We start from the raw sequence: 21,044 nt of genomic DNA on the forward strand, positions 1-21,044 counted from the left end.
GGGACGGGACCGAGAGTGTAGGACTACAAAACCGTCCGGTGCCGGGGTGCGAAACCCCGGCACCGACCGGTCTCAGATCAGCGAGTTACTTCTCCAGTGCGTCGATGATCTTGTTGAAGGTCGCGGACGGGCGCATGACCGCGGAGGTCTTCTCCTCGTCCGGCCAGTAGTAGCCGCCGAGATCGGCGGAGTTGCCCTGGGCGTCCAAGAGCTCCTTGTCAATGGTCTCGGCATTGTCGCGCAGGTCCTTGGCGATTGGCTCGAACACGGAAGCCAGCTCGGCGTCGTCGGTCTGGGCTGCCAGTGCCTCTGCCCAGTACAGGGAGAGCCAGAAGTGGGAGCCGCGGTCGTCGATTTCGTTGACCTTGCGGGACGGGGACTTGCCTTCGTCGAGAAGCTTCTCGGTGGCCTTGTCCAGCGCGGCGGCGAGGACGCCTGCCTTGTCGTTGCCGTTGGTGTTCTTCTCGTGGCGGAAGGACTCGGCAAGTGCGAGGTACTCGCCGAGGGAGTCCCAACGCAGGTGGTTTTCCTCCTCGACCTGCTGGACGTGCTTCGGGGCGGAGCCGCCGGCACCGGTCTCGAACAGGCCACCGCCAGCCATCAGCGGGACCACGGAGAGCATCTTCGCGGAGGTGCCCAGCTCGAGGATCGGGAACAGGTCGGTGTTGTAGTCGCGCAGCACGTTGCCGGTCACGGAGATGGTGTCCTCGCCGCGACGGATGCGCTCGACGGACTCGCGGGTGGCCTCGACCGGGGACATGATGGAAATGTCCAAGCCCTCGGTGTCGTGATCGGCCAGGTACTTCTGAACAAGCTCGATCAGGTTGCGGTCGTGGGCGCGCTCCTCATCCAGCCAGAAGATGGTCTTCATGCCGGACAGGCGTGCGCGGTTGACGGCCAGCTTGACCCAGTCCTGGATCGGGGCGTCCTTGGTCTGGCATGCGCGCCAGATGTCGCCGGCCTCGACGTCGTGCTCGATCAGCACGTCGCCGGCGGAGTTGACGACCTGGACCTTGCCGTCGGCCGGGATCTTGAAGGTCTTGTCGTGGGAGCCGTACTCCTCTGCCTTCTTCGCCATAAGGCCGACGTTCGGGACGGTGCCCATGGTGGTCGGGTCGTAGGCGCCGTTTTCGCGGCAGTCGTCGATAACCGTCTGGTACACGCCGGCGTAGGAGGAATCCGGGATGACGGCCAGGGTGTCCTGCTCCTGGTCGTCGGCGTTCCACATGTGGCCGGAGGTGCGGATCATCGCCGGCATGGACGCGTCGATGATCACATCCGACGGGACGTGCAGGTTGGTGATGCCCTTGGCGGAGTTCACCTGCGCCAGGGCCGGGCCGTCCTGCAGGGCCTGGTCGAAGGCGGCGCGGATCTCCTCGCCGTTTTCCAGCTCAGACAGGCCCTCGTAAATCGCGCCGAGGCCGTTCTCGCCGTCCAGGCCAGCTGCGAGCAGCTCCTCGCCGTACTTGTCGTAGACGTCCTTGAAGTACGCGCGCACGACGTGGCCGAAGATGATCGGGTCGGAGACCTTCATCATGGTGGCCTTCAGGTGGGCGGAGAAGAGCACGTCTTCGTCCTTGGCGCGCTTCACGGCGTCCAGCAGGAATTCATCCAAAGCGCGAGCGGACATGTAGGTGCCGTCGATGACCTCGCCCTTCTCAACCTTGAGGCCGTCCTTGAGCACCTCCTCGCCGCCGTCGGCCTTGACCAGCTTGATGGTCAAGGTGTCTTCGGACGGCATGATGACGGACTTCTCGTTGTGGCGGAAGTCGCCAGCGTCCATCGTCGCCACGTTTGTCTTGGAGTCGGAGGACCACTCGCCCATGGAGTGCGGGTGCTTCTTGGTGAAGTTCTTCACGGCCTCCGGGGCGCGGCGGTCGGAGTTGCCCTCGCGCAGCACCGGGTTCACCGCGGAGCCCTTCACGGCGTCGTACTTATCCTGCGCATCCTCGTAATCCGGGATGTCGAAGCCGGCGGCCTGCAGCTCGGCGATGGCCTTCTTCAGCTGCACCAGGGAAGCAGAGATGTTCGGCAGCTTGATGATGTTGGCTTCCGGGGTCTTGGCCAGCTCACCGAGCTGTGCCAGCGCGTCGTCGACCTTCTTGTCGCCGAGGCGGTCCGGGAACTGTGCGAGGATGCGGCCGGCGAGCGAAATGTCGGCGGTATCCACGTCGATGCCGGCGCGGGAAGCGAAGGCCTCCACGATCGGCTTCAGGGAGTAGGTGGCCAGCAGCGGCGCTTCGTCGGTGCGGGTCCAAATGATCTTCGCCATAATGCTCCTTTTTTGTAAGGTTCCTGACTTCAACCCACCAGCGTACCGCCAAGCACGAGGCCTGTCCGGCGATAGGTAGGGTCTTGTGCCATGAGCCTCACCATCGCATCTGTGAACGTTAACGGCATCCGCGCCGCCACGAAGATCCGCAACGAGGACAACCTGGGCATGCTCGCCTGGCTGAATGAGACGCCGGCCGATGTCGTCCTCATGCAGGAAGTCCGCGCGACCGGCGACCAGGCGCGCACCGCCCTCGCCCCGGCGTTGGAGGCCGGCTGGCACCTCGCGGTCGCACCCGCCGAGACTCCAGGCGCGAAGGGCCGCGCCGGTGTGGGCATCCTGTCGCGTACCCCGCTGCACAACGTCGAGATGGGCATTCCCGAGTTCGAGGACGCCGGGCGTTTCATCGCAGCTTCGCTTGACGACGACACCCGCGTCGCCTCCCTCTACCTCCCCTCCGGTGCCGCGGACACGCCGAAGCAGGATGAGAAATACCGTTTCTTAGACCAGTTCGAGCCGCGGCTTGCGCAGTGGGCAGACCAGTACCCGAACATGGTCATCGGCGGCGATTGGAACATCTGCCATCGCCGGGAGGACCTGAAGAACTGGAAGACGAACCGGAAAAAGTCCGGGTTCCTGCCACACGAGCGCGCATTCATGGATGCGGTGTTCGGCTGCTTCCCCGACAAGGAGCCCCAGGACGCGGATGTGAAGGACGCAGAAGTTTGGGCGGGGGCTGTGGAGTACGCGGCAGGGGGTCGTCGTCAAGCAACTAGTGCTCCGAAGTGGTTCGACGTGGCGCGCAGGCTGCACCCCGATGACGCGCCGTACACGTGGTGGACGTTCCGCGGGCAGGCGTTCAACAACAACGCTGGCTGGCGCATCGACGTCCAGGCAGCGACCGAGGCGATGCTCGCGCGCGCCGAACGCACGTGGGTGGACAAGGCGCCGACGGTGGAACAGCGTTGGTCGGACCACTCGCCGCTGCTGGTGGAGTACAAATGATGGGTATGAAACGTGTGCTATGCGGCGTTGTGGCCGTGGGGATGTTGGCGGGCTGCGCGTCGGAGCAGGGCGCGCTAGAGCAGGTGCTCGAGGGCGAGTCGGGGAGTGCGGAGGTGCGCCTGAAGGCGGTTTATCCCTCGGCAAGCGGTGTGTTCACGGTGTGCACCGCCGATGCGCAGCGGGTGCGCGACGTGTTCGGCTCCGATGTGGTGGACACGCTTGGCGACGACGTCAATGCGATCGTCTACCAGCGCAACGACAACATGATCTTGTCGGAGACCTACGACCGGGCCCACATCGATCTGTGTCTCGGCGACCACACTAAAATCCGCGACGTCACTGGCGAAGTGCTGAGTTTTGTCCAGGACGGCGACAAGTGGGCGCTGCACGGGCTGGAGGGGGTTCCGGTGGAGGACGAGATCGGCGATCCGGTGAATTAGCGGGTCCTACTGAACACCGTTCAGGCGCGCGCTAGACTGATGCCCAATTGCGACGTGACCGACGTGAACGGAGAGCCCCGAAATGACCGACATCCTTGACATCGCCCGCGAAAAAGCGCTGGAAAACGGCGAAGGTCTGAATAAGGACGAACTCGTCCAGATCCTCAACATCGAAGACGAGCGACTGCCGGAACTGCTCGACCTCGCCCACCAGGTGCGCATCAAGCACTGTGGCGTCGACGTCTCGCTTGAGGGCATCATCTCTCTGAAAACTGGCGGCTGCCCCGAGGACTGCCACTTCTGCTCCCAGTCGGGCTTGTTCGAATCGCCGGTGCGCGCTGTCACCCTCGACATCGCCGAACTTGTCGAGGCCGCCAAGCAGTCCGAGAAGATGGGCGCCTCCGAGTTCTGCATCGTCGCCGCCGTCAAGGGGCCGACCCAGCAGCTGCTCGACCAGGTCGCCGAGGCTGTCACCGCCATCCAGGACGAGGTGGACATTTCCATCTCCGCCTCCCTGGGTATCCTCACCCGGGATCAGGCCCACCAACTGGCTGAGATGGGCGTGTCGCGCTACAACCACAACTTCGAAACCGCGGAGTCCTTCTTCCCCAACGTGGTCACCACCCACACCTGGCAGGAGCGCAAGGACACGCTGGAGAACGTGCTGGCAGAGGGCATGGAGACCTGCTGCGGCGGCATCATAGGCCTGGGTGAGACCATCGAACAGCGCGCCGAGTTCGCCGTCCAGTTGGCCGAGATCCAGCCGCACGAGGTCCCGATGAACTTCCTCGACCCGCGCCCGGGCACCCCGTTCGCCGACCGCCCGCTCGTCCCGCAGGGCGAGGCACTGCGCGCCGTCGCCGCGTTCCGCCTGGCCATGCCGTCGACCCAGCTGCGTTTCGCCGGCGGCACGGAGCTTGCGCTTGGCGACGACGGCACCGAAGCCGGCCTCCAAGGCGGCGCCAACGCCATCATCGGCGGCAACTACCTGACCACCTTCGGCCGCCCGATGGAAAAGGACCGCGACGCGGTTGACCGTGTGATGGAAGGCGCAACCCCGGGCGTGAACTTGGGCATTACCCCGGTGGGCGAGAAGGTCGACTCCGGCCACGGGGTGCTCTACGACACCATCAAGTCGCTGTAATGAAGATTCCGGACAACGACGAACTCGCCGAAGCCGTGCTCTCCGGCGAGATCGCCTGGCCGCTCGACCCAGCCAGGCCTTACGACGCGCCGCGCATCTGCCCGCTGTGCGGCCGGCGCATGGTGGTGAAAATTTCGCCCATGTCGTGGGAGGCTGCCTGCTCCCGCCACGGGCTGCTGCGCTCCGAGTGGGTGGAGCGGTAGGTTCGAATGAACCGATCGAGCCCGCTCATCGCACGAAACGGCGGGTTCGAGCGAACACGATTGCGCTGGCCGCCAAAACGACTAGCCCCGCCGCCGTTAGAAGGATGATGTTGGGGGTGGCGGGGTTAGAAGGGGCCAGCACGTCCGCACTAAAAACGCCCGCAAAGGTGCCAACGAAACCACCCACGAAAATGCTGCAGAGCATGAACCACTGCATGCGGGTGCCCCGAGCAAGGCCGATAGCCACCCCGACCAGTGCCATCGTAAAGAAGACGACGAAGTGGAGCAGGGCCGTTGCCGTCACGGATGACAGGTCTTGTGCAGCGCCTTCAACGAAATACGGTTCCCCGTTGCCGTCGATCCAGGGCATCGGTTGTCCGTTGGTAACAATGAACGGGTCGTACCACACGTAATACGGGCTTTTCGCTTGGTGGTACACGGCTGACGCAGTAGTGAGTGGCGCTAGTACGACTGCCGCCACAACCGCTGTCAGCACTGCTGAGTTCATCCACCGGGTGAAACTTGTGCCCAGCTGGTTCATTGCTGGCCAGTTTGATCCCCCGATCGCGAACAGGATCCACAGCACGGCAGCGCCCGCCATGGTCCACAGGCCGCCGTCGCCAAACTCGAAACGTCCAAGGGGAACGGCAATGCAGAGGACGAGAAAGACGCCCAAGTACATCGCTGGTTTGAAGGGGCTGAGGAAGAGTTTCATCGTTCGGGCCTTTCCGTCGCGAGGAGGTCGATGAGTTCGGGATCGTCTGGGTATTCGATGGGCAGGTGGATGTCGTCCTCTCCAATAGGTTCGGCGAAAGTGACGCGTGTCATCGGCCCGAGGCTCGCTGACTCGGCAACGGAGAAGCGGGCGGAGAGTTCTTCAATCTTGGCGGTGGGGCCGGTGACCGTTGGAAAGCACAGGCGGGCGGCGTCGAGTGGGACAGGGCGTGAGACCTCATGATCGAACACCTGCATGACATGGGTGGCCAAACCAGTGAAGTCCTCGGGGCGGTGCGAGGCCATCACCACGCTGCGCTGTGGGTTCCCTGCGATGTAGTCGATCAGTCGCTGGCGAATACGTTTGCGGGTGCTGGTGTCGATGCCGTCAAAAGGTTCGTCCAGAAGCAGCAGATCCTTGCCCATGGCCAGTGCTACCTCAATGGTGAGGAGACGGCGCTGCCCAACCGAGAGGTCCTTGATACGGGCGTTGGGAAAGTCGAGATCGACGTGTGGGTGGACCGCCGTGACTGCGCGCAGGTGATCGTCCACGGTCGTGCCCGCAAACTTCGCGTCTGCACCAGCCGGTACAAACGCGGCGTGCGGGCCCACGAGCGTGTGGAGGTAGTGGGTTTTGCCGGCGGCATTCGGACCGACCAGCGCGTAGAAGCCGGGGTTCATTGGGCACGCTCCTTTTCAATCATTGCGGTCATCTCCTCGGTAGTAATGCCGAGCTGGTTGGCCTCATAGACAAACGGTTGGACAAAATCGCGGACGAATGCTTCACGACGCGTACGCAGCACCTGCTCACGGGCACTTTCCAGGACAAACATTCCGAGCCCGCGACGTTTCTCCAGCAGCCCCTCGTTGAAAAGTTCGGTGAGCGCTTTGGCGGAAGTGGTGGGATTTACAGAGTGGTAGGCGGAGAGCTCGTTGGTAGACGGCACTCGGCCGCCGGGGGCGAGGGTGCCTGCGCCGATGAGGTCGCGTAGCTCATCCGCGATCTTTAGGTATATGGGTTTACCACTCATGTGGGTAACCATAGAACGTGAAAACCCGGCGCGTCAACCCTTAATATCTCGACGTGCCGGGTGAATCCGGTTAGGGCATGAAAGCTACTCGTCAGCTACGACGGTCAGAGGTCGAATGATGCGACGCGACGCATTTCGTCTGTGACTTTGATGTTGCCTCTTCCTTCACGATCCCGTTTGAGGATCAGCTTTGCGATGGCGATTTGACCGCTAGGGGGTCGAGTTTCCTCGGCTTTTTGCTCGAGTCTCGGACGGTTACTCACAGTCATCGCTACTCCTTTCGCTGGTTTCATCGTAGTGGGCGAACCCGGTCATAAGAACCGCGTCGATAAGCACATTCTGATTTGGTGTAAGAAATGGAAGGTCCTCGATAGCCGCGAGGACGATTAGTACCGGTAAGAACGGCGGTCTCATTGCCGGACGTGCTTAACTCAACAGCCCACCTCAGATCGTCGTGCCATTCTTTGATTCGGTCTTGTCTTTGGACGTTCGAGACGGTTAAAGAGACACCCGTCCATGCGATGCCACCGGTTCCCTCCCCGGACCGGCCCACTACTATGAACCCCATGCAACGCGTGCTTTCCGGAATCCAGCCCACTGCCGACTCCTACCACCTGGGGAACTACCTTGGGGCCCTGAAGCAATGGATCGGCCTGCAGGACGGCTACGACGCCTTCTACTTCATCCCGGACCTGCACGCGATTACCGTGGACCAGGACCCGGAAGAACTGAGAAACCGCACGCTCGCCGGCTGCGCGCAGCTGATCGCGCTGGGCATCGACCCGGAGCGCTCCACCTTGTTCGTGCAGTCGCACGTGCCGGAGCACGCCGAGTTGACCTGGGTGCTGCAGTGCCTGACCGGCTTCGGCGAGGCCAGCCGCATGACGCAGTTCAAGGACAAGTCCGCCAAGCAGGGCCAGGACCGAACCTCGGTAGGACTGTTTACCTACCCGGTGCTCATGGCGGCTGACATCTTGCTGTATTCCCCGCAGGTCGTGCCGGTGGGCGAGGACCAGCGCCAGCACCTGGAGCTGACCCGCACGCTGGCGGAGCGGTTCAACTCCCGCTACGGCACAACGTTCACGGTGCCGGAGGGGATGATCGTCGAAGGCGCGGCGAAGATCTACGACCTGCAGGAGCCGACGTCGAAGATGTCCAAGTCCGGCGCGAACCCGAAGGGCATCGTGAATCTTCTCGACGCACCGAAGACCTCCGCGAAGCGCATCCGCTCCGCCGTCACCGACAACGACGGTGTAATCGCGTACGACAAGGAAAACAAGCCGGGCGTGTCCAACCTGCTGGTCATCCAGTCGGCGCTGACGGGCAAGCCTATCGACGACCTCGTCACCGGCTACGAGGGCCAGGGCTACGGCGCGCTCAAGGTGGACACCGCCGAAGCGCTTGAGGCGTTTACCACCCCGCTGCGCGCGCGTTACGACGAACTCATGTCGGACCGCGCCGAACTTGAAACCATCCTCGCGCGCGGTGCTGAGCGCGCCCGCGAGGTGGCAGCCCCGCTGCTGGGTGAGGTGTATGAGAAGGTGGGCTTCTTGGCGCCGAAGCGCTAGGGGCTCGCGGGGGCCGGGGTCCGCTTCCGGCGTAGCCTCAGCGCTTCGCTCGTGCGGCCCGCAGGCCGTTCAAGATCACGATGACTTCAGCGACCTCGTGAACCAACACGACCGCGGCCAGGCCCAGCACGCCGCTGATCGCAAGCGGCATCAACACGATGATGATGGCCAGGGACAGCACGATGTTCTGGTTGATGATCCTGCTGCCTCGGCGGGCGTGTTGCAGCGCCTGCGGGATCAGCCGGAGGTCGTGGCCGGTGAAGGCGACGTCAGCGGACTCGATCGCGGCGTCAGAGCCAGTCGCTCCCATCGCTATGCCCACTGTCGCGCCCGCCAGTGCCGGCGCGTCGTTGATGCCGTCGCCAATCATCGCCGTCGGCCTCGTGGAGGAGAGTTCGGCGACGATGCTTGCCTTGTCCTCCGGGCGCAGCTCGGCGCGCACGTCGTCGATTCCGGCGATTTCAGCAAGCGCCCGGGCGGTGCGGGTGTTGTCGCCGGTGAGCATGCTCACTTCCACGTCGTTGGCGCGCAAGGTCTGCACGGCTTCGGGAACCTCGGGACGCAGCTCGTCGCGGACCCCGATCGCTCCGGCGAGGGTGTCATCGACGGTGACCAGGACGCAGGTCTGGCCCTCGGACTCCATGCGCTCAACGTCTGCCTTCAGTGGCCCGGCGTCGATCCACCGGGGGCTGCCAACCAGCACCCGTCGGCCTTCGACGGTGCCGCCGATGCCATGCCCGGCTTCCTCGCTGATGTCCAGGGCGGCGGGCGCTTCGGGCCCCGCTGCCGCGATCGCCGCGGCGAGGGGGTGCGTCGATTGCTGTTCGACTGCCGCCGCGAAAGCAAGCACTTGAGCCCGATCGAATCCGTCCGCCGGGACCACGCCAGTAACCTCGGGCTGGTTGCGGGTGAGGGTTCCGGTCTTATCCACCGCCAGGTGACGGATGCCGCCGAGCCGCTCGAACGCCGCGCCGGACTTGATGACCACGCCGAACTGGCTGGCCGCGCCGATCGCGGCCACGACCGTCAGCGGCACGGAAATAGCCAGCGCGCACGGCGACGCTGCTACCAAAACGACCAGCGCACGGGTGATCCACGTCTCGGGGTCGCCCAGCAGCGAGCCAATCACGCCGACCAGCACCGCCAGGATCATCACCCCGGGCACTAGGGGTTGGGCAATCCGGTCGGCGATCCGGGCGCGGTCGCCCTTTTCCGCCTGCGCCTGCTCGACCAGGTCCACGAGTGTGGTCAGCGAGTTGTCCGTTCCAGCTGCGGTCGTCTCGACCTCCAGCACACCGGCGGAGTTGATTGCTCCCGCGGGCACCTCGTCGCCGAGCGCAACCTCCTCCGGAATGGATTCTCCGGTGATCGCTGAGGTGTCAAGGCTGGAGCGTCCGGACCGAATGATGCCGTCCGTGGCGATCCGCTCCCCGGGGCGCACGAGCATCAGCTCGCCAACCACGAGATCCTTCGCTGCGACCTCGACCGACGTACCGTCGCGCAGCACCGTCGCGGTCTGCGGTACCAACTTCAACAGTGCCCGCAGTCCGCCCTGGGCCCGGTCCATCGCCTTGTCTTCCAGTGCCTCGGCGATCGAGTACAGGAACGCTAGCGCCGCGGCCTCTCCGACGTAACCGAGGATCACTGCACCGACCGCGCTGATTGTCATCAGCAAGCCAATGCCGAGCTTGCGCTTTGTGACAAGGTTCCGGATCGCGCCGGGCGCGAACGTATACGCCCCTAGCAGCAGGCCGACCCAGAACAGTACTGTCGCGGGTGTCTCTAGCCCGGACCAGCCCAGCGCCAGGCCTATGAAGAGGGCTACGCCGGAGAAGATCGGTAGCAGCAGCTCGGGGTCCTTCCACCATGGCCGATCGAGCTCTTCGATCTCCGTGGCGGGTTCGTGTTCGCATCCACACGCTGAACTCATGCGTTCGCTCCTTTTCCGTCGCAGCCGGGCACCGAGCACTCAGGGTCGATGCAGGGGGCGTTTTCGTCGACAGCCAACGTCGCGTTTACCAGCGCGTTGAGCGCTGCCGCGAGATGCGGATCGGCGATTTCGTAGCGGGTCTTGCGGCCCTCCGGCTCGGCGACGACGATGCCGCAGTCGCGCAGGCAGGTCAGGTGGTTCGAGACGTTCGAGCGGGTCAGGTCCAGGTCGCGCGAAAGCACGGCCGGGTAGCTCGGGCCGTCTAGTAGGGTCATCAGGATTCTGGAACGCGTCGGATCCGCCATGGCCCGGCCGAGCCGGTTCATGACGTCGAGGCGTGAAGCAATAGTCAGCATGCGCTGAACTATACAGCAGCGACTGAACTGACTTGAAATGGGCGCTGCCACAACCCCCGCCCCCGGCAACGCTCCTGCTACGCCATCTCGCAGGCTCCTCTACGATGTGTTTGGTAAATGACACATATTTGAAGGGATGTCGATGGCAACCTCGACAGCGCCGCGCAAGGCGTACACCGACGAACAAGGCATCGAGCGCGCCTCGAAGCAGCAGAAGGACGGCCTCGAGGCGAAGGTCGAAGAGAAATCGCACGCCGCAGGCCACCTACTGCGGATGAACGACCGTTTCGGCACTGAGGGCGGCAATCAGATGGCTGCTGGTATCACCTATTTCTCGGTGCTGGCAATCTTCCCGCTGCTGATGCTGCTTTTCGCGGCACTCGGTTTCTTCCTGAACGCGCGTCCCGACCTTATTCAGGAGATTGAGGATCAGATCACCGCGTCCGTCGACGGAGACCTCGGCGAGATGCTCAACGAGCTGGTCAACAAGGCGATCGACCAGCGCGGCGCCGTCGCCGGTGTCGGTTTGCTGACTACGCTGTGGTCCGGCCTGAACTGGATGAACCACCTGCGCGTCGGCGTATCCGCGATGTGGAAGGTGGACGCTAACGACGGCGGCAATTTTGTCACCAAGAAGATCGCCGACCTTTTGGGCCTGATCGTGCTGATTGTGTTGTTCATCGTCGCCGCCGGCGTGACCGCAATTGGCGTGTCCGGCTGGACCAGCACCGCGATGGACAAACTCGGCATCGGCGACTTCCCGGGCGCGCGCCTCGTGGTCTGGGCAGTGGGCTTTTTGGTTAGCGTGCTGGCCAGCTTCCTGGTCATGCTGTGGGTGAACATGTACATGCCGCGCACGAAGGTGCCGGTAAAGTCGGGCATGAAGGGCGCGCTGCTCGGCGCGGTCATCTTCGCCATCCTCCAGCAGTTTGCGGGTCTGGTCATTTCGTCGGCCACGGGCAATCCGGCGGGTGCGATCTTCGGACCGATCATCACCCTGATGGTCGTGCTCTACCTCATCTGGCGTGTGGTGCTCTACGTTGCGGCGTGGACTGCGACCACTGACGAGTCACTGGCAATCACCCCGGCAGAGGTGCCAGAGCCTGCCGTGATTAATGTCCGCGCGGGAGCGACACGTGGCACTGCCGACAACACCGCGGCGAAGACGCTCGGCGTCGGCGCAGCGCTTGGCGCTATCGGCGCTGGCGTCGCTTCTTTGTTGACGCGAGACTAAGCACCGTCACCAGCACGGCAAGGGCGAGCACGCCCGCCACAATCGCGTAGGACCACCAGCGGTTCCAGGCCGTCCCAGCCTCCTGTCCGGCATCGTCGCCGGCTGCGGGGGAGGGGGCGGCCGTTGTCGTTTCTGGCTCGTCCGTGTTCGCGGGCGCAAGCTTTGCGACGGAACCGCTCACCCCGTACGCCTCATGCAGCAGCATCTGCGCCTGCTCCCATGCGCGGTGATCGTTGTTGATGGTGGTGTCCAGCACCACCGCGACCAAACGGCGGCCTTCGTGGTTCACCGCGCCGACGAAGGTGTGGTTCGCGTCGTCGGTGTAGCCGGTCTTGCCGCCGATGCCGTCGGGGTCGTTTAAGTAGAGCTTGTTGTCATTCCACAGCTCGAACGACGGCAGGTCGCCGAAGCCGGGAAACTCGTAGGACTCGGTGTCCACCATGTCCGCAAACGTCGGGTTGTCAAACGCTGCCCGGTACGCCAAACCCATGTCCCAGGCGGAGGTGGACATGCCGGCGCTGTCCAAGCCGGAGTAAGAGGTGGCGCGTGTGTCGGTCATGCCGAGGGTCTTGGCCATCTCGTTGATTTTCAACAGCGTCATCTCGTCGCCGCCGAGCGCCTGGGCGAGTGCGTGGGCGCAGTCGTTACCCGACGACAACAGCAGGCCGTAGAGCAGATCCTCGACGGTGTAGTCGCCGCCTTCACCAATGCCGGCAGCGGAACCTTCCTGGCCGGCGGACTCGGCGGAGACGGCCACCTTCTGATCCAACGGCAGCTCGTCGATTACGGTCAGCGCCAGCAGCACCTTGATAATCGAGGCGGGGCGGTAACGCCCGTGCGGGTCCTTCATGGCCACTACGTCGCCGGAATCAAGGTCGGCGACCAGCCATGCGGAGGCGAGCACATCGTCCGGGACTTCATAGCCTTCGGCTGCGCTGACCCCGCACGGACCGTCGTAGGTCACCGGCAGCGCATCCGGAGTGCTTGCTGCGCGTTCCGAGGTGGACACCGGCTCCGGCGGCCAAGTCGCCTGCGGGCAATTATCGGTATCCGGTGCGGCGTCGCGCGCCGGCGGGACCCAGTTACCGGCGTCGTCGAAGTAGCCGGTGGTGGGGGTGGCGGCTTCGGTCGGAGTGTCGGTTGGGGTGTCGGCCTCTTGGGCGTTCGTCGGCACGCACATGCTCAAGCTCACGCAGGCGGCTGGCACGGCGATCCATGCGCGTTTCATTAGTTCTGCGCATCCTTCTCGTTGTAGCGGGTGACGAGGCGCTCGATGAGCTCGTCGGTGAGTTTTTCGTCGGAAAGAATGATATCCAGCATGTCCGCGTGCATCGCTTCGGTCTCCTCCGGATCCGGCTCAGCCTGGTCCTCGTAGGAGTCGCCGGTGATGTCCATGCCGATGCCTTCGAACAACCCCTCGTCCTCTGCTGGGGTGTCGATGCCGGCGGCTTCCGCGACCATCTCGGCGTTGATGGCGGGGAACTGGGTGGTGAACTCGGTAAGGAAATCGTCGGCGTCGCTCATAGCCTCGGCGGGGCGCTTGCCCTTGCGGATCTCCGCCTCGATACGGCGCTGCAGCGCCTTTTCCATTTGGCGGTGGCGCCACGAGCGCACCCGCGTCGGCTCCAGGCCGCGGGCGACGGCGCGCGACTTGTGCTCCGCCTTCTTGGCCAGGCTGGCCACCTGGGTCGCCGTGGCGTTCACGGTGGTGTTGACCGGCGCAAAGTCGGAGTCCGTAGAGATGCGCCAGTTGCCCCAGTAGCCGAAGAGGAACATGACGAAACTGACCACCGGGCCGAGGATCATCGCCAGCGCCAGATACCCGGTGGCGTTGCCGATCAGCGTGATCACCGCGCACGCCACCGCCGGAATGACGGTGGGTTGGTTGCCGCCGAAGACACTGGGCTCGCGGCCGGTGACCACGTCACGAATCATGCCGCCGCCGGTGGCGGTGAACACGCCCATCATGATCGTCGGCAAGATCGGAAGGCCGTACTGGATTGCCTTCGACGCGCCGGTGGACGCCCACAGCGCCGATACCAGCGCGTCGCCGTGGGACTGCAAAAACTCCCACGCGCGGCCCTTGAAGTAGGTGAACCGGGCGATCAGCGCGCCGGTAAAGGCCAGGATGAGGTACTCCGGCTGGCTCATCGCGGCGACGGTGCCCTGGTTGATCAGCACGTCGCGGAGCATGCCGCCGCCGAGGGCGGAAAGCATCGCAATGAAGAAGAACCCCACGATGTCGTAGCCGAGCTGGCGCGCCATGGTGCCGCCGATCACCCCCATGAGCAACACGCCCGAGATATCCATCCAGTGATAGATGGAGCTGATGAGGGGATCGACTTGGTCCACTGCCATAGCCGGTCATTTTAAAGGTGGCATGTTTGGCCGGCATGTCGGGGCTGTGTATCCCCTGACATGCCCCTTGCGGCGTCGCGGTTTTAGAACTTGGAGAAGCGCTTGATCAGCTGCTGTTCCATTTCCGTCCACGCCTCCGCCTTGTCGTTAAACGGCGCTGACGGCACGTAGCCAGCCGCGCGGGTGGAGCCGAGCATGTACGCCAGGTAGTCCTGCATGCGCGGGTTGGCAAGAAGCAGAGAGTTCAGCGAATCGTCCTTGGCCCAGTCGGCGGCGTCGGCAAGCAGCTCGTAGGCTTTGCCCATCTGCTTGGTGTCCACCGCGTCGGTGCCCTTGGCGATGTCCGCTGCAATGCCGTTGAACGAGTACGAGTTATCCGGGTGGACCTCCACCGTCAGCTCACCGGCGTTCGCGGCGTTGAGCACGTCCTCCCACGTGGACACGCCCGCGAGATCGTGGTCGTCGTTTTCCAGGATCCAGCGACCGAGGTGCTTCGTGGACGGGAAGGTGAAAATCTCGCCGTACTTGCCCAAAAACACCGGCGCGCCGTTCAAGTAGGTGCGCAGCGTGTACACGCTCTGCCCCTGGATGGACACCTTCACCGGGTCGATGCCGGCGCGGCCCCACACGGAGGAGTCGTACGGATCTTCCTCGGCGGCGCGGGCTTCCTCCTCAGCGCGGCGCTGCTCGTCGGCAGCCGCGCGCGACTCCTTGGCAGCCTCGATCGAGGTGGCCGCTGCCGCGACTTCTTCGGCGTTGAGCTCTTGGCTATCGACGACACGCACCGCCTCGTCGAGCGAGCGCACCACCTGCTCCCAGTTGCTCAGCACAACGCGGCCCACGCCGGACCACTCCGACATGCCGTTCTCGCCCGCGTAGTGGTCGGATCCGCGCGAGACGTTGCCCAAGATGGAGTGGGAGGCGAAGAAGATCTGGGCCTGCTCGGCATTGGCGACGTCGGCAAGCGAGCGCGAAATCTGGAACACCCGCGACAGGTGCGAGACGTTGTCGTGGCTCGGACGGCCCGCGAGGAACTCCGGGGCGCCGATGATGTCGTAGTACTGCTTGTCGCTCGGCAGCACACGGTCGTCGCCCTGGGAGTTGAACTCCTCCCACTTCGGGTGGTCGACCAAGTCGTGCGAGCGGGTCGTGTTGATGTAGGCGAGCAGCTCCTCCGGCGAGTTGAACACCAGCACATGCTGGTCGTCGCCGAGGAACGCCTGCCATTCGGCGCCCTTCTCCTTCCAGGTGGGAGCCCAGAGGGTGTAAAAGTCGCCGTCGGTGAGCGAAATCTTGACGGGGAGGATTGCGCGCGTAGTCATGTTGGCAAATATTAGCCGGTCGGCCTCCAGAACCCGTGGAAGGTCATGCCGATGTTCTCAGTGCGGACCGGGTTCATCTGCACCGGGTCGCCCGCTTCGATCATCATGCCGTCGCCGGCGTACATCGCCGCATGGCCGGACCACAAGACCAGATCGCCCGGCTGCAACTCCTCGTAAGAGACCTGCCGGCCCACCGTCTGGTCGGCGGCAACGCGCGGGATGTCCAAGCCCGCCTGCTGGTAGGCCCAGGACGTCAGCCCGGAACAATCGAAGCCACCCGGGGCCGCGCCGCCCCACACGTACGGGGTACCGAGCTGGCTCTTCGCCGCTTCCACCGCTGCCGCGCCTATCGACGACCCCTCAGACGCCGGTGCAGGCCTCGGCATCGGCGTCGGCTCGGGCGGGGGAGCGGCGACCGGTGCCACCTCCGGCGGCGCAGGCGCGGGCACCGTCGCGGCGGGAGTCGGCGCTGGCGGCAGCGCTGCCGCCACCACCTTTTGTGCCGGGGCGGGCAGTGTGGCGGCGAAGCGCTGCAGTTCCTGCTTCGCCGCGTCGCCGAGGGCACCCGGCCCCGGCATCACCCGGGCGGTGGCTGCGGCGGTGGCCTCGTTCAACCTCGCAGCGAGCGTGCCCAGGTCCTCCTCCAATTGCTGGAGGACACCGAGCGCGTCGTTGAGCGCCATCGACGCCAATCCGGCGACGTAGGCTCCCGCGCCGAGCAGCCCGGCCGGCGAAGCCGCGATCAACGGCGCGGCAGCGGCGTTGCGTATGAGACCGGTGGCGATGGCGATCAGCTCCGTGGCGCTTGCTCCGGCACACACGGATCCGCGCAGCACGGCGTCGGAGATGTCTGCGCGGTAGCCCGCCAGGTCTGACGCGGCGCGCAGCCGAGTTTCGCCGGAGGCGTTTGCCACCTTGGCCAGGGGGCCGAAGTCTTTGAAGTCCGGCATCCGGTAGCCCGGCAGGGTGGGGAAGACGATGTCCGCCATCGCGAAGATTTTCGCGGCCGTCATGTGCACGTCCAGCGAGTAGTCAAGGTGGCGGTTTCCGGAAAGTCCCGGCGCGCCGGCGATGTTGGAGGCCAACGTGCTCAGTTTCATAGTGTTGCCCCCAGTTCACGGCAGGTGCACGCGTCGACGGCAGAGGCGGCGTCCACGGTTAAGTCCATCGCAGCGGCGATGCGCCTGGCCTCGGCACGCAGGGCGTCGGCGTCGGTGTTCGCCTTCGCCACGGCCGAGGCGACCGCGGTGCGGAAGTCGGTGAGTGGCCAGATGTCGGGCACGGGGACGTCGTCAAGCAAATGCAGCCCTGCGGCGTCGGCGCGCAATGAATCGGTCATGGAATTTACGGATGCGGAATCAATGTCGAGAACAGTCATGGCTTTTAGACGCGCAAAACTTCACCCCGGTTCCCTCGCACCGCGAAATGTTCGGTGAATTAGCATGGTCGGCATGGACATCACGGTTGTAAACCACCCGCTGGCTGCTTCGCGGCTGACCATCATGCGCGACGCGCGCAGCAACAACTCGGCGTTCCGGGCCGCGCTCGCGGATCTGGGCGCCATGCTGATCTACGAGGCGGCCCGCGATCTGGAAGTGGAAGAGTTCGACACCGAAACGCCCGTGGCCACCGCACGCGGCAACCGTTTGGCCACCCCGCCGATTATCGTGCCAATCATCCGCGCGGGCCTGGGCATGATTGACCCGGCGCTATCCATGATCCCGGACGCTCAGGTTGGCTTCATCGGGCTTGCCCGCGACGAGGAAACGCACGAACCGGTGCCGTACCTCGAGGCGCTTCCTGACGACCTGTCCGGGCAGCCCGTCTTCCTCGTCGACCCGATGCTCGCCACCGGCGGTTCGCTCATCCACGCCATCGACCTGCTGGTGGGACGCGGCGCGGACGACATCACCTGCGTGTGCATGGTCAGTGCCCAGCCGGGCGTCGACGCGCTCGAGACCCACGGTGGTCCGGTGCGCCTGGTCACCGCCACGATCGACCCATCGCTGAACGAAGACGCCTACATCGTCCCGGGCTTGGGCGACGCCGGCGACCGCCTGTACGGCCCCCGCAACATCGACTTCTAAAAGGCTTATCCGTGGCGCGCGCCCAGCCCCTGCGCTAGATTGAATCGCGCACAGACGCACATAGCTGGGGGAGCTGTCATGGGGGATCTGTTACCGGAAACGCATTGGGCGAGTTACGCCCTCGGGCTTGGCGAGCGCGTCCGCGCCATCCGGCTGATGCGGGGCTTAAGCCAGCTCAGGTTGGCGGAGCTAGCCGGGGTGTCGCGCTCGCTGATCTCCAACATCGAGCGCAACGACTACAACGCCCGCGCCGCCGACCCGACGCTAAGCACCCTCTATCGCCTGGCCAGGGCGTTGCAGGTCCCGCCTGCGACGCTGCTGCCCGGGGCGGGCGAGGCGGTCGTGCCGCGCTACCGGCTGCGCGGAGCGGTCGCCTCGTTGGAGCCGATCGCGTTTTCCTGGCCGAGCGAGCCGGAAGACACCGCGCGCTTCGAACAGGCGTATCTGCAGCACGGCGCTCCGGGCGGGAACCCGCGGTTCGAACCTGCTGAGTAGACAGTACTGTCCACCGGCGTACACTCTTGCCAATACGACTCTGCGAGGACTTGGGAGGATGCGTGGATAACGCCGGAATCGGTGCGGCCGTCGAGGCTTGGTTTGAGCAAAACCAGGACAGCGTCGTCCAGTGGCGCCGCCACCTCCACTCCCACCCGGAACTGTCCAACGAAGAGGTCGAGACCACCGAGTACTTGGTGGGCATCCTTGAAGACCACGGCCTGCACCCGGTGCGGTTCCCCGGCACCGGCCTGTATGTGGACCTGGGCCCGGCCGAAGGCAAGCGCCTGGCGTTTCGCGCGGACATCGACGCGCTGCGTGTGCCGGAGCAGACCGGGTTGCCGTTCGCGTCGGCCAACCCGGGGGTGTCGCACTCGTGCGGGCACGACGTCCACACCACGGTGGCACTGGGGCTTGCGTGTGCCTTATCGACGATCGACCTCGACTACCCCGTGCGCATCATCTTCCAGCCCGCCGAGGAGGTCATGGGCGGCGGCGCGCTCGACGTGGTCAAGTGGGGTGGGCTCGAGGACGTTGCGGCGATTTACGCGGTGCACGCCGAGCCGCACATCCGCGTCGGCGAGGTCGGCGTGCGCGCCGGCGCGATCACCTCGGCGTCGGATGTAATCCGCATCGAGATCCAAGGCCCCGGCGGGCACACCTCTCGCCCGCAGTTGACGGCCGACGTGGTCTACGCCATGGGCGCACTGATCACGCAACTGCCGGCGCTCCTGTCGCGCCGGGTGGATCCGCGCACCGGCACTGTGCTCGTTTTCGGCCACGTGCAGTCTGGCGACGCCGCGAACGCGATCCCGAAGGTGGGGCTATTGGAGGGCACGCTGCGCACCGCGGACATCACCACGTGGCGCGAGATCGAGGACCTGCTCACCGACCTCATCGACCTCGTCGTGGCGCCCACCGGGTGCACGTACCACCTGGACTACATCCGCGGTGTTCCGCCTGTGCTTAACGACGACGCCGCCACCGCCTTGGCCATCCGCGCCGCCCGCGCCATCGACCCGCACAGTGTGGTTTCGGCGCCGCAGTCGTCTGGCGGCGAAGACTTTTCGTGGTACCTCGAGCATGTTCCCGGCGCGATGATGCGCCTCGGCGCGTGGAGCGGCCAGGGTGACCCGCAGGACCTGCACCAGGGCAACCTCAACGTCGACGAGCGCGCGATCGGCGTCGGCGTGAAGTTGTTCGGCTCGATTGTGGAGCATTACTTCCGGGTGGCTGCGGAGTGAGCTGATTTGGTTAGACTGTGATGCAGTTTGGTCCGTCACACAGCAACCACTGAGGAGAGCCGTTTTGTCCAAGAAGATCGTCATCATGGGTGGAGGCCCCGGCGGATACGAGGCCGCGCTGCTCGCGTCGAAGCACGGGGCGAACATCACACTGGTGGAGGATCACGGTGCGGGCGGTTCGGCGATTCGAAAGGACGTGGTGCCGTCGAAGAGCTTCATCGCGGGCGCGAACATCAAGACGGACCTGCGCCGTGCAGACGACATGGGGCTCAACCACGCGCTTGGCGACGCGAAATTGTCACTCATGGCGCTCAACGAGCGCGTTAAGCAGTTGGCGGGCAAGCAGTCCGACGACATCCGCGACCAGCTCGAGCGCAACGGGGTGCGCCTGATCAACGGTCGGGCGCGGTTCGCTGACAAGCAGGTGGGGCACACCACCCACGACATCGAAGTGGTCACCGTGGACGGTGAGACGGAGCAGATCACCTGCGACATGGTGCTTGTGTGCACCGGTGCGAGCCCGCGTGTGCTCAAGGGGGCGGAGCCGGACGGCGAGCGCATCCTCAACTGGCGCCAGATGTACGACCTTACGGAGCTGCCGAGCCACCTCATCGTTGTCGGCTCAGGTGTCACGGGTGCGGAGTTCGTCTCGGCGTTCGCGGAGCTCGGGGTGAAGGTGACCATGGTTGCCTCGCGCGACCGTATCCTGCCGCACGACGACGCCGACGCCGCCGACGTGCTCGAGGACGTGCTGGCGGACCGCGGCGTGCAGCTGGAAAAGGATGCGCGCGTGGAGCGTGTGGAAAACACTGGTGACGGCGTCATCGTCTACACCACCGACGGCCGCGAGATCGAAGGCTCGCACGTGATGATGTCCATCGGTTCCGTCCCGAACACCGCGGACCTGAACCTGGACGCGGCCGGCATTGAGACCACTCCGTCCGGACACATCCACGTCGACCGCGTTTCGCGCACCAACGTCGCGGGCGTCTACGCCGCCGGCGACTGCACCGACTTGGTGCCGCTGGCATCGGTGGCGGCGCAGCAGGGACGCACGGCCGTGGACCACGCGCTTGGCGACGGCGTCACCCCGATCCGCCTGAAAACCGTGGGCAACGCCGTATTCACCCGCCCGGAGATCGCGGCTGTCGGCGTGACCGAGCAGCAGATCCGCGGCGGCGAGGTCGACGCGGACATCTACAAGCTGCCCTTGGCCACGAACCCGCGCGCGAAAATGCGTTCGCTGCAGTACGGCTTTGTCAAGATCTTCGCCCGTAAGGGCTCCGGCCAGGTCATGGGTGGCGTGATCGTCGCGCCGACTGCCTCTGAGCTGATCTTGTCGCTGACCATTGCTGTGACGAACAACCTCACCGTCAGCCAGCTGGCCAACTCGATGGCGGTCTACCCGTCGCTGTCCGGCTCGATTACAGAGGCGGCGCGCCGCCTGATCAGCAGCTCGGATCTGGACTAGCGCGCTGGACTAGCCGGAAACGCCGCTACCCCCGAAACGCGGGTCGTCGCTAAGCGGTGCCCGCGTTTTTCTACCCCCGCCCAAGGGGGAGGCAGGCCGAAGCGACGTATGAAAATAGGCCTATAAAAGTGTGACCTGTACTAAGCTACCCGTTGCTGTATGACCGCCAT

The 21,044-nt window shown here is 64.9% G+C and carries 21 protein-coding genes; 10 read left to right on the top strand and 11 right to left on the bottom strand.

The window, feature by feature from the left end; translation table 11 throughout:
- Positions 1-85: 85 nt before the first annotated feature.
- Complete coding sequence (locus IAU68_RS02140; RefSeq protein ID WP_171194267.1) at positions 86-2,272, bottom strand: NADP-dependent isocitrate dehydrogenase; 2,187 nt, start codon at positions 2,270-2,272, stop codon at positions 86-88.
- Positions 2,273-2,362: 90 nt separating this feature from the next.
- On the opposite strand from IAU68_RS02140, the gene IAU68_RS02145 reads away from it, so the two are divergent.
- From IAU68_RS02145 to bsaP, 4 genes are all read left to right on the top strand, one after another.
- Complete coding sequence (locus IAU68_RS02145) at positions 2,363-3,277, top strand: exodeoxyribonuclease III (RefSeq protein ID WP_171194266.1); 915 nt, start codon at positions 2,363-2,365, stop codon at positions 3,275-3,277.
- A gap of 5 nt (positions 3,278-3,282) precedes the next feature.
- A complete protein-coding gene (locus IAU68_RS02150; protein ID WP_171194265.1) occupies positions 3,283-3,717 on the top strand; it encodes a hypothetical protein in 435 nt (144 codons plus the stop codon).
- A gap of 82 nt (positions 3,718-3,799) precedes the next feature.
- A complete protein-coding gene (gene bioB / locus IAU68_RS02155) occupies positions 3,800-4,861 on the top strand; it encodes a biotin synthase BioB (protein ID WP_171194264.1) in 1,062 nt (353 codons plus the stop codon).
- Complete coding sequence (bsaP, locus tag IAU68_RS02160) at positions 4,861-5,064, top strand: biotin synthase auxiliary protein BsaP (RefSeq protein WP_171194263.1); 204 nt, start codon at positions 4,861-4,863, stop codon at positions 5,062-5,064. Before bioB ends, bsaP begins: the two co-directional genes overlap by 1 nt.
- Positions 5,065-5,089: 25 nt before the next feature.
- On the opposite strand, the gene IAU68_RS02165 is transcribed toward bsaP, so the two are convergent.
- From IAU68_RS02165 to IAU68_RS02175, 3 genes are read right to left on the bottom strand one after another with little or no spacing between them, the layout of a single operon-like run.
- Positions 5,090-5,779, bottom strand: coding sequence for a hypothetical protein (locus IAU68_RS02165; RefSeq protein ID WP_171194262.1), 690 nt, complete (start codon positions 5,777-5,779; stop codon positions 5,090-5,092).
- Positions 5,776-6,459: an ATP-binding cassette domain-containing protein gene (locus IAU68_RS02170; protein ID WP_171194261.1), complete on the bottom strand. Its 684-nt coding sequence runs from the start codon at positions 6,457-6,459 to the stop codon at positions 5,776-5,778. Before IAU68_RS02170 ends, IAU68_RS02165 begins: the two co-directional genes overlap by 4 nt.
- On the bottom strand, positions 6,456-6,809 hold the full coding sequence (locus IAU68_RS02175; RefSeq protein WP_171194260.1) for a GntR family transcriptional regulator: 354 nt from the start codon (positions 6,807-6,809) through the stop codon (positions 6,456-6,458). The genes IAU68_RS02170 and IAU68_RS02175 overlap by 4 nt, the downstream gene beginning before the upstream one ends.
- 557 nt (positions 6,810-7,366) lie before the next feature.
- Here IAU68_RS02175 and trpS point away from each other — a divergent pair.
- The gene (gene trpS, locus IAU68_RS02180) at positions 7,367-8,377 is read left to right on the top strand and encodes a tryptophan--tRNA ligase (RefSeq protein WP_171194259.1); all 1,011 of its coding nucleotides are present in this window, start codon (positions 7,367-7,369) and stop codon (positions 8,375-8,377) included.
- 37 nt (positions 8,378-8,414) lie between these two features.
- Here trpS and IAU68_RS02185 read toward each other — a convergent pair whose 3' ends face one another.
- Positions 8,415-10,307, bottom strand: a complete 1,893-nt coding sequence (locus IAU68_RS02185) for a heavy metal translocating P-type ATPase (RefSeq protein WP_171194258.1) — start codon at positions 10,305-10,307, stop codon at positions 8,415-8,417.
- A complete protein-coding gene (gene cmtR, locus IAU68_RS02190) occupies positions 10,304-10,663 on the bottom strand; it encodes a Cd(II)/Pb(II)-sensing metalloregulatory transcriptional regulator CmtR (RefSeq protein WP_171194257.1) in 360 nt (119 codons plus the stop codon). The genes IAU68_RS02185 and cmtR overlap by 4 nt, the downstream gene beginning before the upstream one ends.
- A gap of 142 nt (positions 10,664-10,805) precedes the next feature.
- Between cmtR and IAU68_RS02195 the strand changes: the two genes are divergently transcribed.
- A complete protein-coding gene (locus IAU68_RS02195) occupies positions 10,806-11,897 on the top strand; it encodes a YhjD/YihY/BrkB family envelope integrity protein (protein ID WP_171194256.1) in 1,092 nt (363 codons plus the stop codon).
- Here IAU68_RS02195 and IAU68_RS02200 read toward each other — a convergent pair.
- The 5 genes from IAU68_RS02200 to IAU68_RS02220 all read right to left on the bottom strand — a co-directional run bounded on the left by IAU68_RS02200 (position 11,857) and on the right by IAU68_RS02220 (position 16,955).
- The gene (locus IAU68_RS02200) at positions 11,857-13,125 is read right to left on the bottom strand and encodes a D-alanyl-D-alanine carboxypeptidase family protein (RefSeq protein ID WP_231699066.1); all 1,269 of its coding nucleotides are present in this window, start codon (positions 13,123-13,125) and stop codon (positions 11,857-11,859) included. The genes IAU68_RS02195 and IAU68_RS02200 overlap by 41 nt on opposite strands.
- Entirely contained in the window at positions 13,125-14,255 is a 1,131-nt protein-coding gene (locus IAU68_RS02205; RefSeq protein ID WP_171194255.1) for a trimeric intracellular cation channel family protein, read from the bottom strand. Before IAU68_RS02205 ends, IAU68_RS02200 begins: the two co-directional genes overlap by 1 nt.
- Before the next feature lie 83 nt (positions 14,256-14,338).
- Entirely contained in the window at positions 14,339-15,577 is a 1,239-nt protein-coding gene (locus tag IAU68_RS02210) for a hypothetical protein (protein WP_171194254.1), read from the bottom strand.
- A gap of 11 nt (positions 15,578-15,588) precedes the next feature.
- Entirely contained in the window at positions 15,589-16,677 is a 1,089-nt protein-coding gene (locus IAU68_RS11415) for a C40 family peptidase (RefSeq protein WP_231699067.1), read from the bottom strand.
- Positions 16,674-16,955, bottom strand: a complete 282-nt coding sequence (locus IAU68_RS02220) for a hypothetical protein (RefSeq protein WP_171194253.1) — start codon at positions 16,953-16,955, stop codon at positions 16,674-16,676. The genes IAU68_RS11415 and IAU68_RS02220 overlap by 4 nt, the downstream gene beginning before the upstream one ends.
- Positions 16,956-17,028: 73 nt before the next feature.
- Between IAU68_RS02220 and upp the strand changes: the two genes are divergently transcribed.
- From upp to IAU68_RS02240, 4 genes are all read left to right on the top strand, one after another.
- Complete coding sequence (gene upp / locus IAU68_RS02225) at positions 17,029-17,664, top strand: uracil phosphoribosyltransferase (RefSeq protein WP_171194252.1); 636 nt, start codon at positions 17,029-17,031, stop codon at positions 17,662-17,664.
- 78 nt (positions 17,665-17,742) lie between these two features.
- Positions 17,743-18,159 carry a helix-turn-helix domain-containing protein gene (locus IAU68_RS02230; RefSeq protein ID WP_171194251.1) on the top strand — a complete coding sequence of 139 codons (417 nt, stop codon included), beginning with the start codon at positions 17,743-17,745 and terminating at the stop codon, positions 18,157-18,159.
- Positions 18,160-18,221: 62 nt separating this feature from the next.
- Positions 18,222-19,403 carry an amidohydrolase gene (locus IAU68_RS02235; protein ID WP_171194250.1) on the top strand — a complete coding sequence of 394 codons (1,182 nt, stop codon included), beginning with the start codon at positions 18,222-18,224 and terminating at the stop codon, positions 19,401-19,403.
- A gap of 64 nt (positions 19,404-19,467) precedes the next feature.
- A complete protein-coding gene (locus tag IAU68_RS02240) occupies positions 19,468-20,874 on the top strand; it encodes an NAD(P)H-quinone dehydrogenase (RefSeq protein ID WP_171194249.1) in 1,407 nt (468 codons plus the stop codon).
- The last annotated feature ends 170 nt before the right edge of the window (positions 20,875-21,044 follow it).

Origin of the sequence: Corynebacterium lujinxingii, from assembly GCF_014490555.1 — a bacterium.
Taxonomy (GTDB): domain Bacteria; phylum Actinomycetota; class Actinomycetes; order Mycobacteriales; family Mycobacteriaceae; genus Corynebacterium; species Corynebacterium lujinxingii.